General features: G+C 68.9%; 13 protein-coding genes. 12 read left to right on the top strand and 1 reads right to left on the bottom strand.

What is annotated here, in order from left to right:
- Positions 1–145: 145 nt before the first annotated feature.
- Positions 146–781, top strand: coding sequence for an aminoacyl-tRNA hydrolase (pth, locus tag AC07X5_RS21700; RefSeq protein ID WP_494771786.1), 636 nt, complete (start codon positions 146–148; stop codon positions 779–781).
- A 69-nt stretch (positions 782–850) separates the two neighbouring features.
- Here the strand turns inward: pth and AC07X5_RS21695 are convergent, their stop codons facing one another.
- Positions 851–1,111 (bottom strand): YfhL family 4Fe-4S dicluster ferredoxin, encoded by a 261-nt coding sequence (locus AC07X5_RS21695; RefSeq protein WP_409959368.1) that lies wholly within the window; start codon positions 1,109–1,111, stop codon positions 851–853.
- A 231-nt stretch (positions 1,112–1,342) separates the two neighbouring features.
- Between AC07X5_RS21695 and AC07X5_RS21690 the strand changes: the two genes are divergently transcribed.
- From AC07X5_RS21690 to AC07X5_RS21640, 11 genes are all read left to right on the top strand, one after another.
- Entirely contained in the window at positions 1,343–2,305 is a 963-nt protein-coding gene (locus AC07X5_RS21690; RefSeq protein ID WP_409959366.1) for an ABC transporter permease, read from the top strand.
- 9 nt (positions 2,306–2,314) lie between these two features.
- A complete protein-coding gene (locus AC07X5_RS21685) occupies positions 2,315–3,199 on the top strand; it encodes an ABC transporter permease (protein ID WP_409959364.1) in 885 nt (294 codons plus the stop codon).
- A 55-nt stretch (positions 3,200–3,254) separates the two neighbouring features.
- The gene (locus AC07X5_RS21680; RefSeq protein WP_494771785.1) at positions 3,255–4,295 is read left to right on the top strand and encodes an ABC transporter ATP-binding protein; all 1,041 of its coding nucleotides are present in this window, start codon (positions 3,255–3,257) and stop codon (positions 4,293–4,295) included.
- Positions 4,292–5,167 carry an ATP-binding cassette domain-containing protein gene (locus AC07X5_RS21675; protein ID WP_409959360.1) on the top strand — a complete coding sequence of 292 codons (876 nt, stop codon included), beginning with the start codon at positions 4,292–4,294 and terminating at the stop codon, positions 5,165–5,167. Before AC07X5_RS21680 ends, AC07X5_RS21675 begins: the two co-directional genes overlap by 4 nt.
- 95 nt (positions 5,168–5,262) lie before the next feature.
- Positions 5,263–6,753, top strand: coding sequence for an ABC transporter substrate-binding protein (locus AC07X5_RS21670; protein WP_494771784.1), 1,491 nt, complete (start codon positions 5,263–5,265; stop codon positions 6,751–6,753).
- 108 nt (positions 6,754–6,861) lie between these two features.
- Positions 6,862–8,265, top strand: a complete 1,404-nt coding sequence (locus AC07X5_RS21665) for an amidase (RefSeq protein ID WP_409959356.1) — start codon at positions 6,862–6,864, stop codon at positions 8,263–8,265.
- A gap of 6 nt (positions 8,266–8,271) precedes the next feature.
- Entirely contained in the window at positions 8,272–8,880 is a 609-nt protein-coding gene (locus AC07X5_RS21660; RefSeq protein WP_409959354.1) for a hypothetical protein, read from the top strand.
- A 44-nt stretch (positions 8,881–8,924) separates the two neighbouring features.
- Complete coding sequence (locus AC07X5_RS21655) at positions 8,925–10,271, top strand: tetratricopeptide repeat protein (RefSeq protein ID WP_494771783.1); 1,347 nt, start codon at positions 8,925–8,927, stop codon at positions 10,269–10,271.
- A gap of 173 nt (positions 10,272–10,444) precedes the next feature.
- The gene (locus AC07X5_RS21650; RefSeq protein WP_494771782.1) at positions 10,445–11,095 is read left to right on the top strand and encodes a biliverdin-producing heme oxygenase; all 651 of its coding nucleotides are present in this window, start codon (positions 10,445–10,447) and stop codon (positions 11,093–11,095) included.
- Positions 11,092–13,323 carry an ATP-binding protein gene (locus tag AC07X5_RS21645; RefSeq protein WP_494771781.1) on the top strand — a complete coding sequence of 744 codons (2,232 nt, stop codon included), beginning with the start codon at positions 11,092–11,094 and terminating at the stop codon, positions 13,321–13,323. Before AC07X5_RS21650 ends, AC07X5_RS21645 begins: the two co-directional genes overlap by 4 nt.
- A gap of 5 nt (positions 13,324–13,328) precedes the next feature.
- Positions 13,329–13,730, top strand: coding sequence for a response regulator (locus tag AC07X5_RS21640; protein WP_494771780.1), 402 nt, complete (start codon positions 13,329–13,331; stop codon positions 13,728–13,730).
- Positions 13,731–13,748: the final 18 nt, after the last annotated feature.

Genomic DNA, 13,748 nt, shown 5'->3' with positions numbered 1-13,748 from the left:
TTTCTTTGGGGTACGTTTCTTTGGCGACGCAAAGAAAGGTACCTCGGCCGCCGGGCCGAGACCCGGCTCCCGCCCTCAACAAGGCATGCGGCAACCACCAACAACCACACGACGACATCCGCCCCACCACCGATAATCCCCACCCATGATCAAGCTGTTTGTCGGCCTGGGCAACCCAGGCCCCGATTACGAAGCCACCCGCCACAACGCCGGCTTCTGGTGGATCGACGCCCTCGCGCGCGAACTCAAGGTGAACTTGGTCCCCGAGCGCAGCTACCATGGTCTGGCAGCGCGCGCCACGGTGCATGGCCAGAGCGTGTGGCTGCTGCAGCCGCAGACCTTCATGAACCTCTCGGGCAAGTCGGTCGCCTCGCTCGCGCGTTTCTTCAAGATCACGCCCGAGGAAGTCCTCGTGGTGCATGACGAGCTCGACATCCCGCCCGGCCAGGTCAAGCTCAAGCGCGGCGGCAGCCATGCGGGGCACAACGGCCTGCGCGACATCCACGCCCAACTGGGCTCCCCGGACTACTGGCGGCTGCGCATCGGCATAGGCCACCCGGGTGTGAAGTCCGAAGTCGCCAACTGGGTGCTGAAAAAGCCCGCGCCCGACCAGCGCACAGCCATCGAGGACTCCATCGTCCACTCCGTCAAGGCGTACCCCGCCATGCTGGCCGGCGAGATGGACAAGGCCACGCTGCTGATCCACACAGTCAAGCCGCCGCGCCCCAAGCCACCCCGGCCGCCGGAGCTGGCAACTGCCAAGGCGCCCACTCCGGAGTGAATGCGCTGGTTCAAAACACAACAGCCCGCCGATTGGCGGGCTGTTGTGTTTCGATGGTCCTGGCACGCATCAGGCCTGCGCCGAGGGTGCCTGCAAGCGCTGGAACTTCTGCCACAGCGTCTCTCGGCTCTCCACATGCGCTGGATTCACGGGAATGCAGGCCACCGGGCAGATCTGCACGCACTGGGGCTCATCGAAATGGCCCACGCACTCGGTGCACTTGTGCGGGTCGATCTCGTAGATCTGCTCGCCCAGGTAGATCGCATCGTTCGGGCACTCGGGCTCGCAGACATCGCAGTTGATGCACTCGTCGGTGATCATCAGCGCCATGGCGCGCCCTCCTGCGCACGGGGTGCCATGGAAAACAAGGAGGACATTGCGCGCTTCATGGTGCACATTATCCGTGGTAAGCGGATGTACCCTGTGAACCACACCCGAACACAACACCACCGATGGGGGTGTTTTTGCCGTTATGCTGTGTATACACATTAATTGTGACGCCCTGGAGTTGCACGCCGCAGGCGCCACACAGAACAACCACCACCCACACGACACCCAACCATGGGACTGTTCTTCCTCAAGCGGTTCATCACCCTCCTGGCAACGCTGATCGGCGCCTCCATCGTCGTCTTCCTGGTGCTGGAGATCCTGCCGGGCAATGCGGCGCAGATGCTCATGGGCCCGGACGCTTCGCCCGATGCCGTGGCGGCTCTGGCCACCAAGCTGGGGCTGGACCAGCCGGCCATGCAGCGCTACTGGGAGTGGATCAGCGGCCTGGTGGTGGGCGACATGGGCGACAGCTACGCCTACAGCACCCCGGTGCTGGAGCTCGTGCTCGAACGCCTGGCGCTCACCGTGCCGCTGGCGCTGATGGCCATGGTCATCACCACGGTGCTGGCCCTGATCGCGGGTGTGTACGCTGCCTCGCGCCACAACAAGCTGGGTGACGTGGGTGTGATGGGCCTGGCGCAGATCGGCATCGCCATTCCCAACTTCTGGTTCGCCATCCTGCTCATCCTGCTGTTCTCGGTCAAGCTGCAGTGGTTCTCAGCCGGCGGCTTCCCGGGCTGGACCGAGGATGCCGGCGGCAGCCCGCTCGAAGCCATCAAGGCGCTGCTGCTGCCCGCCATTGCGCTGGCCGTGGTGCAGGCTGCCATCCTGGCGCGCATCACGCGCTCGGCCGTGCTGGAGGTGCTGCGCGAGGACTTCGTGCGCACGGCGCGCGCCAAAGGCCTGTCGCAGCGCGCCGCGCTCTGGGGCCATGTGCTGCGCAACGCCATGATCCCGGTAATCACCGTAATGGGCCTGCAGTTCGCCAACCTGCTGGCCGGCACCATCGTGGTCGAGAACGTGTTCTACCTGCCGGGCCTGGGGCGGCTGATCTTCCAGTCCATCTCCAACCGCGACCTGATCGTGGTGCGCAACTGCGTGATGCTGCTCGCGGCCATGGTGGTCATCGTGAACTTCGTGGTGGACATCCTTTATGCGGTGATCGATCCGCGTGTCAAAGCCAGCGATATCTGAGACAGCCCCATGAGCGCCGTTCCCTCCACTTCCCCCATCCGCCCCGCTGGTGCTCCCTCTCCCGGCTGGTGGCACCGTGCGCTGCGCCACCGCAGCTTCGTCATCGGTGCCGTGCTGTCGCTGCTGCTGCTCCTGGCAGCCGGCCTGTCCCTGGTCTGGACGCCCTGGTCGCCCTACGAGATGGACTTGGCCTCCAAGCTGCAGCCGCCGTCGCTGTCGCACTGGCTGGGCACCGATGCCTTCGGGCGCGACGTGGCATCTCTGCTGCTCGTGGGGGCGCGCAACTCCATCCTCGTGGGCGTGATCGCCGTGGGCATCGGCCTGTCCATCGGTACGGCGCTGGGCCTGCTGGCCGCGGCCAAGCGCGGCTGGGTGGAAGAGCTCATCATGCGCCTGGCCGACTTTACCTTCGCCTTCCCGGCGATTCTGTCGGCCATCATGATGACGGCGGTGTTCGGCGCGGGCATCGTCAATTCCATCATCGCCATCGGCATCTTCAACATCCCGACCTTCGCGCGCGTCACGCGCGCCTCTGCCAATGCCGTGTGGTCGCGCGAGTACATCCTGGCCGCACGCGCCTGCGGCAAGGGCAGCTGGCGCATCACCATCGAGCACGTGCTGCCCAACATCCTGTCGGTGCTGATCGTGCAGGCCACCATCCAGTTCGCCATCGCCATCCTGGCCGAGGCCGCGCTGTCCTACCTGGGCCTGGGCACGCAGCCGCCCCAGCCCTCGTGGGGCCGCATGCTCAGCGAGGCGCAGACGCTGATGTTCCAGGCCCCCCTGCTGGCGGTGTGGCCCGGCGTGGCCATCGCGCTGGCCGTGCTGGGGCTGAACCTGCTCGGTGACGGGCTGCGCGACCTGCTCGATCCCCGCTTGTCGCGCAAGCGGTGACTGGCAGTGCCAGCAAGAACGACCCAGACGACGATGAAGACGAGTACCTGCTGCCATGCCCTTGCTTGAAGTCTCCAACCTGCAGATCCGCCTGCAGACCCACCGCGGCCCTGCCGACGCCGTGCGCGGCGTGGGCTTTGCCCTGGAACGCGGCGAAACCCTGGGCCTGATCGGCGAGTCGGGCTGCGGCAAGTCCATCACCGCCATGTCGCTGTTGGGCCTCCTGCCCGAGAGCGCCCAGGTCAGCGGCAGCATCCGCTTGGACGGCGAGGAACTCGTGGGCCGCACCGATGCGCAGATGTGCCGCCTGCGCGGCAACCGCATCGGCATGGTGTTCCAGGAGCCCATGACCGCGCTGAACCCCGTGCACACCATCGGCCGCCAGGTGGCCGAGCCACTGCGCCTGCACCGCGGCATGGGCGCGGCCGACGCGCGCAGGGAAGCCATTTCCCTGCTCGACCGCGTGGGCATCCCCAACGCCGCCCAGCGCTTCGACGCCTACCCGCACCAGTTCTCGGGCGGGCAGCGCCAGCGCATCACCATCGCCATGGCCCTGGCCTGCGGGCCCGACCTGCTGATCGCCGACGAACCCACCACCGCGCTGGACGTGACCATCCAGCAGCAGATCCTGGACCTCATCAGCGACCTGGTTGCCGAGCGCAACATGGCGCTCATCCTCATCTCGCACGACCTGGGCGTGATCTCGCAGAACGTGGACCGCATGCTCGTGATGTACGGCGGCAGCGTGGTCGAGAGCGGCTCCACCGCCTCGGTCTTCTCCGCCATGGCGCACCCCTACACGCGCGGCCTGTTCGCCGCCCGCCCGCACCTGGGCGCGGTGCATGCGCCGGGCGAGCGCCCTCGCCTGTCCACCATTGCCGGCACCGTGCCCGAGCTGGTGGACCTGCCTGCCGGCTGCCCCTTTGCCGGCCGCTGCAGCTACACCATCGACATCTGCCACAGCGAGCGCCCCGCCGCCAACATCGTGGGCCGCGACGAAGACGGGGAGCACGCCGTGCGCTGCCTGCGCCACGAGGCCATCGCCCAGGCGCTGAGCGCGCAGCAGGCCGCACCCGCCGTGGGAGTCTCCGCATGAGCGCGCCCGCACAGCCCCCGGCAACCGGCCCCCTGCTCCAGGTCACCGACCTGGTGCGCGAGTACACGCTGCCGCGCGAGCACCTGTTCCGCCCCCCGGGCAAGGTGCACGCGCTCAACGGCGTGAGCTTCTCCATCGCCACGGGCCGCAGCCTGGGCATCGTGGGTGAATCGGGCTCGGGCAAATCGACCCTGGCGCGCACGGTGATGGCGCTCGATGCGCCCACCTCGGGCACCGTGCATCTGCTCGGGCGCAACCTGCATGCGCTGCCACCGGCCGAGCTGCGCCACGCGCGGCGCGACTTCCAGATGGTGTTCCAGGACCCGTATGGCTCGCTCGACCCGCGCCAGACGGTGGAGCGCATCGTGACTGAGCCATTGCAGGCCCAGGGCGAGACCAGCCGCGCCGCCCAGCGCGAGCAGGCCGGCCAGGTGCTTGCCCAGGTGGGCCTGCGCACCAACGACCTGGACAAGTACCCGCACGAGTTCTCGGGTGGCCAGCGCCAGCGCATCGCCATCGCCCGCGCCCTGATCACGCGCCCGCGCCTCATCGTGGCCGATGAGCCGGTGAGCGCGCTTGACGTCTCGGTGCAGGCCCAGGTGCTCAACCTGATGCAGGACCTGCAGCAGCAGTTCGGCATCACCTACATGCTCATCAGCCACGACCTGGCGGTGGTCAACCACCTGTGCGACGAGGTCGTGGTGCTCTACCAGGGGCGCATCGTGGAGCGCGGCTCGCCGGCCGAGCTGTTCCGCAATGCACAGCACCCCTACACGCAATCGCTGGTGGGTGCCGTGCCCCAGGTGCAGCCCGGGCGTGCGCGTGCGCGCCGCGCCGCAGCCCGGGCAGCCGCAGCGTCGCAAAACGCATAACCACACACCTCCCCGATGGTGTAAAAAGCATCCGTGCACCCCGGTAACAATTTGCACCGGGGCCTTCGTCTGGTTTTTGTCTGGAGAGTCCGAACATGCTGAACCGCCGTACCGTTCTTGCCACTGGCGCCATCGCCACCGTCCCCCTGGCCACCCCCTTCGGCGCCCTTGCCCAGAGCCGCAAGGACGCCGTGGTGCTGGCCATGACGCTGGAGCCGCCAGGCCTGGACCCGACGGCCGGCGCCGCCTCGGCCATCGCCGAGATCGTGCAGTACAACATCTTCGAGACGCTCACCAAGATCAATGCCGACGGCAGCGTCTCGCCCCTGCTGGCCGAGAGCTGGGAGGTCTCGCCCGACCTCAAGACCTACACCTTCAAGCTGCGCCGCGGCGTGACCTTCCAGAACGGCGAGCCCTTCAATGCCGCCGCTGTGAAGTTCTCCTACGACCGCGCTGGCGGCGAGAAGAGCACCAACAAGGACAAGCGCACGTTCGCCAACCTCACCACGCAGGTGGTGGATGACTACACGGTAGTGGTCCTCAACAAGGACATCGACCCCGATCTGCTGTTCATCCTGGGCCAGGCCACCTCCATCATCGTGGAGCCCAAGAGCGCTGAAGGCAATGCCACCAAGCCCGTGGGCACCGGCCCCTACCAGCTCAATGCCTGGAACAAGGGTTCATCCGTGGTGCTCGCCGCCTGGAGCGGCTTCCGCGCTGCCCCCACGATCAAGATCAAGCGCGCAACCTTCCGCTTCATCTCCGACCCGGCGGCCCAGGTTGCCGCGCTGCTGGCCGGCGACGTGGACGCCTTCCCGCGCGTCACCCCGCGCAGCGTCGCACAGTTCAAGTCCAACCCGCGCTTCCAGGTGGTGGTGAGCGGCTCGCGCGCCAAGACCATCCTGGCCATCAACAACGCCAAGAAGCCGCTCGATGACGTGCGCGTGCGCCGCGCCATCGCCGCCGCCGTGGACCGCAAGGCCGTGATCGAAGGCGCGGCCGACGGCTATGGCGCCCCCATCGGCAGCCACTACGTGCCCGGCGCCTTCGGCTACGTGGACACCACGGGCGTGAACCCCTACGACGTGGAAAAGGCCAAGAAGCTGCTGGCCGAAGCCGGCGTGAAGACGCCGCTGGAGCTGACCGTGACCCTGCCGCCCACGCCCTACGCGCGCCAGGGCGGCGAGGTGATCGCGGCCCAGCTGGCCAAGATCGGCATCACCGCCAAGCTGCAGAACGTGGAATGGGCCCAGTGGCTCAGCGGCACCTACGGCAACAAGAACTACGACCTGACCATCATCTCGCACGTGGAGCCGTTCGACCTGGGCAACTTCGCCAAGCCCGACTACTACTGGGGCTACAACTCGCCCAAGTTCAACGAGATCTTCAACCAGATCAAGAACGCCGCCCGCCCGGCCGACCGCTCGCGCCTGCTCGGCGATGCCCAGCGCCTGCTGGCCCAGGATGCCGTGCACGCGTTCCTGTACCAGAACCAGTGGATCACGGTGGCCAACAAGAACCTCAAGGGCCTGTGGAAAGACATGCCCGTGTTCGTGAACGACATCTCGGCCCTGTCCTGGTCCTGATGCAAACTGGCGGGGGCTGCACAAGGCCCCTGCCACTGTGACGCCTTGCCCCTGTGCGCTGCCGGCCCCTGCCGGCAGCCGCCCCGCCTTCCCTCCCCAGCCCCTGCCATGAGTGACCTCCACGACCTGCCCGCCCACGAACTGATCGCTGCCTACCGCCAGCGCACGCTATCCCCCGTCGAGGTCACGCAGGCCGTGCTGAACCACATCGCGGCCTGGGAGCCCCACATCCAGGCGACCTACCTGCTGCGCCCCGAATCGGCGCTGGAACAGGCGCGCGCCTCCGAAGCGCGCTGGGCCCGTGGCGAGCCCCTGGGCCCGCTGGACGGCGTGCCCGCCACCATCAAGGAAAACATCGCGACCGAAGGCGACCCGCTGCCGGCCGGCACGGCCGCCGTGGAGCTGGTGCCCGCCGCAGCCGATGCCCCGCCGGCCGCGCGCATGCGCGAGGCCGGCGCCGTGCTCGTGTCCAAGACCACCATGCCCGACTACGGCATGCTGTCCTCGGGGCTGTCGAGCTTCCATCCCCTGGCGCGCAACCCCTGGGACACGAGCAAGGGCCCAGGCGGCTCCAGCGCGGGTGGCGGCGCTGCAGCCGCCGCCGGCTACGGCCCGCTGCACATCGGCACCGACATTGGCGGCTCGCTGCGCCTGCCGGCCAGCTGGTGCGGCATCTTCAGCCTCAAGCCCAGCCTGGGCCGCATCCCGATCGATCCGCCCTACACCGGGCGCGCCGCCGGCCCCATGACCCGCACCGTGGCCGACGCCGCGCTCATGATGCAGGTCCTGAGCCACCCCGACGCACGCGACAGCATGTCCCTGCCCGCGCAGGACATTGCCTGGGACCAGTTCGACCAGGGCGCCGAGCGCCTGCGCGGCCTGCGCATCGGCCTGCTGCTGGACGCCGGCTGCGGCCTGCCCGTGGATCCCGAGGTGCGCGCCGCGGTGGAGAACGCCGCGCGCCTGATGGAGGCCGCCGGCGCCACCATCGTACCCATGCAACCGTTCATGACACAGGCCATGCTCGACGGCATGGACCACTTCTGGCGCATGCGCTCCTTTACCGACCTGCAGGCCCTGCCCGCCGCCAGGCGTGACAAGGTCCTGCCCTATATCCGCGCCTGGGCCGACAGCGCAGAGGGCATGTCGGGCACCGCCGTGTTCAATGCCAGCCAGCAATTCCATGTAACGCGCGTGGCCACCGTCAAGGCGTGCAGCGCGTTCGACTACGTGATCTCGCCGGTGGCGCCGAATGTCGCCTTCCAGGCCGAGCTGCCCTCGCCCACCAACGACCCGCTGCGCCCGCTGGAGCACATCGGCTTCACGGTGCCGTTCAACATGTCCGAGCAGCCCGCCGCCTCGGTCAATTGCGGCTACACCCAGGCCGGCCTGCCCATCGGCCTGCAGATCGCTGGCGCGCGCTTCGACGACCTCGGGGTGCTGCAGGTCTCGCGCGCCTTCGAGCTGGTCCGCGGCGCGCAGCGCCCCTGGCCACAGCCACCCAAGGGCTGATCCGCCATGGACGTCCTGATCCTGTCGATCCTGATCGCCAGCGGCATCTATATGCTCAATGCCAAGGAGCAGCGCAAGCGGATTGCGCTGCTCGGGGCACACCTGGCCAACTACCAGATCGAAAAGCTCATGGAAGCGCTGACCGAGGGTTACCTGCGCGCACTGGGAGAGAGCACCGACGAGCGGCGCAGCCAGATATGGTCGCTGCTGGAGACCACCGAATCGCAGCTGGCCGAGCAGTTCACGCGCTTCGCAGCCGATTTCGCCAAGGTGGATGAAGCCCAGGCCCGCGTGAGCCGGCTGGCCCTGGCCATCCCCTTCGCACAGGCCATCCTGCCCGCGGCCACCTTCGACATGCGCCGCGCCCTGGCCATCCATGCGCGCGGCATCGCCAGCGTGGCGGAAAACAGCGAGCATCGCACGCCCAAGGACAAGGCCTTCGTGATGACGGCCGAGCTCTTGCTCATGCAGCACAGCTGCCACTGGTTCTGCAAGTCCAAGACCATCGCCACGGCGCGCATGCTGGCGCGCCACAAGACGCCGCACGAGCAACTCGTGGCCTCGGTGTCGCCCGCCACCCGCACCGCATACCTCGCCCTCATCGAGGGCAAATGAGTTGCCTCAGGACGGGGTGACTGCCCACCCCGCACAATGCACCGATGCACACCGCCACCGACAGCCTGGACAACCCCGTCACCCTGCAGGACCAGGGCAGCCTTGCGGCGCTGAACGACTTCGTCGAAGGCTTCATCGCCTGCGAGGCTCGCGCCGTGAACGTGCTCGCTGCAGAGCAGGACCACAGCGCCATCGTGCAGGCCTGCTGCGCGGCGCTGCACATGTTTGCCGAGTCGGCCGACGCACCCCGCAACGCGCTCCCCTACCTGCAGCGCGCGCAGGCGGCTGCCGACCATGCGACGGATCGCGAGCAGCGCTTCGTCGCGGCCGTGGCTGCCTGGGTGGCGGGCGACCTGCCGCGCGCCATTGCGCTGCATGAGGAGCAAGCCCGCCTGCACCCGCGCGACCTGGCCTCGCTCAAGCTGGGCCAGTACCACCTGTTCAACCGCGGCGACTCGCCGGGCATGTTGCGCATCGCGCTGGCAGCCCTGCCTGCTGCAGCCGAGGTGCCCTACCTGCATGGCATGCTGGCCTTCGGCTGGGAGCAGTGCCACCTGCTCGACCGCGCCGAGGCATCGGCCCGGCATGCCGTGGCGCTGTGCCGCAAGGAGCCCTGGGCCCACCATGCCCTGGCCCACGTGATGCTGACCCAGGGCCGCATTGCCGAAGGAGCGGATTTCCTCGCCAGCGTGAGCGACACCTGGACGGGCCTGAACTCCTTCATGGTCACGCACAACTGGTGGCACCAGGCCCTGTTCCTGCTGGAGCAGGAGCGCCATGCCGAGGTGCTGGTGCTGTACGACCAGCAGGTCTGGGGCGTGGTCAAGGAGTACACGCAGGACCAGATCAACGCCGTCTCGCTGCTCGCACGGCTGGAGCTGGCCGGCGTGGACGTGGGCCCTGCGCGCTGGGCCGACCTGGCAGGCCACCTGGCGCTGCGCCTGTCGGACCAGGTGCTGCCCTTCCTGGACCTGCAGTACCTCTACGGCCTGGCGCGTGCCGGCCGGGTGGACGAGGCCCGCACGCTGCTGCAGCACATCACCGTGCACGCAGCCAGCCGCAGCGAAGCGCATGAGCGCACCGTGTGGCAGCAGGTCTGCGTGCCCGCTGCGCATGGCCTGCTCGCGCATGCCACGGGCGACTGGGCCTCGGCAGCGCGGCAGTTGAGCCTGGCCCTGCCCCAACTGGTGGCCGTGGGCGGCAGCCATGCGCAGCGCGACCTGTTCCACCAGATCTACCTCGAAGCGCTGGCCCGCAGCGGCCAGTGGGCCACGGTGCAGAACCTGCTGCAGCCCCAGGCCAATGCCCAGCCCGGGTCGCTGCGGCTGGCACGGCAGCTTCGGGCCGTGTACGGGGCCCTCGCGCTGGACGGCGCCCTGGGTCACACGTAGGACAACACCGCATGCTGCCGTAGCCGCCCAGCCCACTCCCAAGGCTGCGCGCTGCACGCCGTGCAAACCCCTGATGGCACGAGGCCTGCGCCGGGCAATCCGGTTCTAGAATGGGAGCGCACAGCGCCCTGGGGGTGCGGTGCGCCCCATTCCTTCCACAGGTCTCCCGTACCTTGCAGCACACCGCCCTCGCACCCAAGCTCCCCCAGCCCGCCGCCACCGACGCACTGCAGGCGCTGCGGCATGCGACGGCGGTACGGCATGCCCAGCTCGACTCCGGGCTGCCCATCGCCCGTGCGAACGCCAGCCTGGCCGACTACCTGCGCCATGTCCATGCGCTGTCGGCCTGGTTGCAGGCCCTCTGGCCCGCGCTTGAGCACATGCAGGCGCGCGAAACCGGCTTTTGCTTCGCCCCGGCCGCGCGGCTGTCCGCGATGCGCGAGGACCTGGCCCATGCGGCCTCGGAGCCCATCCTGCCATGGCCCCACCCCAGTGCGGCCACCGTGCTGTGCCTGGACAGGGCCCTGGAGCGCCACCCTCACCATGCCGATGCCGTGCGCTGGGGCCTGGCCTACGTGGTGGAAGGCTCCCAGCTCGGCGGGCAGGTGCTTTACCGCGGCCTGGCGCCCCGGCTGGCGCCGCACCCGCTGCGCACCCTGCAGGGCGATGGCGCCGGTACGGGCGCGCGCTGGAAGGCCTTTATGGCCCTGCTGCGCGCCCGCGTAGCGTCCCCCCCGGCCATTGCGGCTGCATGCGACGGCGCACTGGCCGCCTTCCAGGGCCTGCAGGTGCATTTCGATGCCACACAGGGAACGCCGGCATGAGCTCCAGTGCGGCCCCTGTGCAAGCCACCACGCTGGAAAACTGCGACCGCGAGCCCATCCACATCCCGGGCTCCATCCAGTCCCACGGCGTGCTCCTGGCCGTGGATGCGAGCGGCGTGGTGCGCCACGCCAGCAGCAACGCCCAGGACCTGCTCGGGCATGCCGTGCAGCCTGGCGACGCGCTGCGCGACAGCGCGCTGGTGGCACAGCACCCGGGGCTCGGCGAGCTGCTCGACGAAGGTCTTGCCGCCCTGGGTGCCGCGGCCGACCTGCCCATGCCGACTGAGCTGGAAGCCGCGGGCCACAGCTTCGACGTGGTGCTGCACCAGTCGCACGACCTGCTGGTGATGGAGTTCGAGGCACGCCAGGCCTCATCCGACGAGCTCACGGGCTTTGCCGTGCAGGCCCATCGGGCCATGGAGAAGCTGCGCCGCCCGCGTGCCTCCATCGACGACCTGCTGCAACTGGCCACCCAGGAGCTCAGGGCGCTCACGGGATTCAACCGCGTGATGGCCTACCGCTTTCGGCCTGACAGCAGCGGCGACGTGGTGGCCGAATCGCGTGCGGACTTCCTGGACTCCTACCTGGGCCGGCGCTACCCGGCCAGCGATATCCCGGCGCAGGCACGCGCGCTGTATGTGGCCAACACCCTGCGCCTGATCGCCGATGTGCGCGCCGAGCCCGTTCAGCTGCAGCAGCAGGCCGGTGGCAAGCCGCTGGACCTGAGCGCCGCCATCCTGCGCAGCGTCTCGCCCATCCATATCGAGTACCTGAACAACATGGGCGTGGGCGCGTCCATGAGCATCTCCATCGTCATCAACAACCGGCTGTGGGGCCTGCTCGCCTGCCACCACATGGGCCCGCGCCAGGTGCCCTACAGCGTGCGCATGGCCTGCGACGTGATGGCGCAGATGCTGGGCGCCAACATCCAGGCGGCCCTGGCGCGCAAGCAGGCCGAGCGCCAGCAGCAGGTGGCCGAACTGCGCACGCGCGTGATGGAAAGCGTGTTGCACTCCGATGACGAATTCGCGGCCCTGTGCTCGCATGCCACCGCCCTGGCCGCGTCGATGCATGCCGACGCCATCATCGTCTCCGAGCACAGCAAGCTGTGCCTGGAAGGGGGTATCCCGGACACGGCCGCCCAGGCCCTGCTGCACTGGCTCGACACCACGCAGGACGGCAGCGCGCTCTACGCCACCCATGCCCTGCCGCTGGAAGCGCCGGGCATCGCCGTGCAGATGGCCCCGTGGTGCGGCGTGCTGGCCCTGCCACTGGACAGGAACCGGGGCAGCTGGCTGGTGTTCCTGCGCAAGGAACAGATCGAGACCATCCACTGGGGCGGCAAGCCCGAGAAGGAGGTGCGCCCCGGCCCCCTGGGCCCGCGCCTCACGCCACGCGGCTCGTTCGACCTGTGGAAGGAGATCGTGCGCTCCACGGCCGAGCAGTGGGCCGCTGACGACCTGGAGATCGCCCGGCAACTGCTGGCCGAGCTGGTGCGCGCCCAGAACGCCCGGCACGCCGAACTCAACAACGCCCGCGCCCACCTGATGGCCGTGCTCGGCCACGACCTGCGCGACCCGCTGCACTCCATCAGCATGGCAGCGCGGGTGCTCGAAAAGAACAATGGCACCGATGGCAGCACCGGCCGGTTGGGCCAACGCATCCAGTCCAGCAGCAGCCGAATGCAGCGCCTGGTAAGCCAGGTGATGGACATGTCGCGCCTGCAAAGCCGCCTGGGCCTGGACCTGCGGCCCACGATCATCGACCTGGTGCAACTGCTGGCCGACCTGATGGACGAGGCGCGCACAGCCCACCCGGGCCTGCAACTGGTGGCACACCTGCCGGACAGCCTGCGCGCAGAGGCCGACCCCGACCGCATCGCCCAGGTGTTCGCCAACCTCATCAGCAATGCGCGCCACCATGGCGATGCCGGCCACCCGGTCGAAGTGCATGCCCATGGTACGCCGGCCGGACCGGTGGTGCAGGTGCGCAACGTGGCTCCGGCCATCGCGCCCGAGGTGGCGGCCGACCTGTTCACGCCGTTCAAAGCCTCCTCCGTGGGCAAGGCGCGCAACCGCTCCGGCCTGGGCCTGGGCTTGTACATAGCTCACCAGATCGTGCAGGGCCACGGCGGCAGCATCGGCTACGCGCACGAGGCGCCGCACGTGGTCTTCACCGTGCACCTGCCCCTGCGCCCGCCGGGCGCCACCGACCATTCCCTTGCCTGACCACCATGCCGCTAGAGATCCTCGTCATCGACGACAACCAGGACGCCACCGAACTCCTGGAAGAACTGCTGTCCATGGAGGGCCATGCCGTGCGCACGGCCCCTACCGCGGCCCTGGCCCTGGCACTGGCGCGCGAGAAACCCGCGCAGATCTTCCTGGTGGACCAGAACCTGCCGGACATGAGCGGCTCGGACCTCGTGCCGCTGCTGCGCGAGAGCGTGGCCGCGCATGGTGCAGGCCCCTGCTTTGCCATCGCCATCACCGGCATGGCCTCGGGCGGCGTACAGGCAGCCGGGGGACAGATGGGCGTTTTCGACTACATCCTGGGCAAGCCGCTCGACTTCGACGCCTTCGACGCATTGCTGGCGCGCTGCGCTGCCGCGCTGCAGGCCCCTCCCGCGCCCTGAGCGCCACCACGACCGCCA

Source organism: Acidovorax sp. GW458-11-26-14-TSB4, from assembly GCF_059423865.1.
The sequence above is the reverse complement of the archived record's forward strand: the minus strand, read 5'-3'. Positions and strand labels throughout refer to the sequence as shown.

Coding starts and splice junctions, on each gene's coding strand:
- AC07X5_RS21660 (WP_409959354.1), top strand. CDS start 8,272: ATGGACGTCCTGATCCTGTCGATCCTGATCGCCAGCGGCATCTATATG.
- AC07X5_RS21645 (WP_494771781.1), top strand. CDS start 11,092: ATGAGCTCCAGTGCGGCCCCTGTGCAAGCCACCACGCTGGAAAACTGC.
- AC07X5_RS21640 (WP_494771780.1), top strand. CDS start 13,329: ATGCCGCTAGAGATCCTCGTCATCGACGACAACCAGGACGCCACCGAA.
- AC07X5_RS21670 (WP_494771784.1), top strand. CDS start 5,263: ATGCTGAACCGCCGTACCGTTCTTGCCACTGGCGCCATCGCCACCGTC.
- AC07X5_RS21655 (WP_494771783.1), top strand. CDS start 8,925: ATGCACACCGCCACCGACAGCCTGGACAACCCCGTCACCCTGCAGGAC.
- AC07X5_RS21685 (WP_409959364.1), top strand. CDS start 2,315: ATGAGCGCCGTTCCCTCCACTTCCCCCATCCGCCCCGCTGGTGCTCCC.
- AC07X5_RS21690 (WP_409959366.1), top strand. CDS start 1,343: ATGGGACTGTTCTTCCTCAAGCGGTTCATCACCCTCCTGGCAACGCTG.
- AC07X5_RS21695 (WP_409959368.1), bottom strand. CDS start 1,111: ATGGCGCTGATGATCACCGACGAGTGCATCAACTGCGATGTCTGCGAG.
- pth (WP_494771786.1), top strand. CDS start 146: ATGATCAAGCTGTTTGTCGGCCTGGGCAACCCAGGCCCCGATTACGAA.
- AC07X5_RS21680 (WP_494771785.1), top strand. CDS start 3,255: ATGCCCTTGCTTGAAGTCTCCAACCTGCAGATCCGCCTGCAGACCCAC.
- AC07X5_RS21675 (WP_409959360.1), top strand. CDS start 4,292: ATGAGCGCGCCCGCACAGCCCCCGGCAACCGGCCCCCTGCTCCAGGTC.
- AC07X5_RS21665 (WP_409959356.1), top strand. CDS start 6,862: ATGAGTGACCTCCACGACCTGCCCGCCCACGAACTGATCGCTGCCTAC.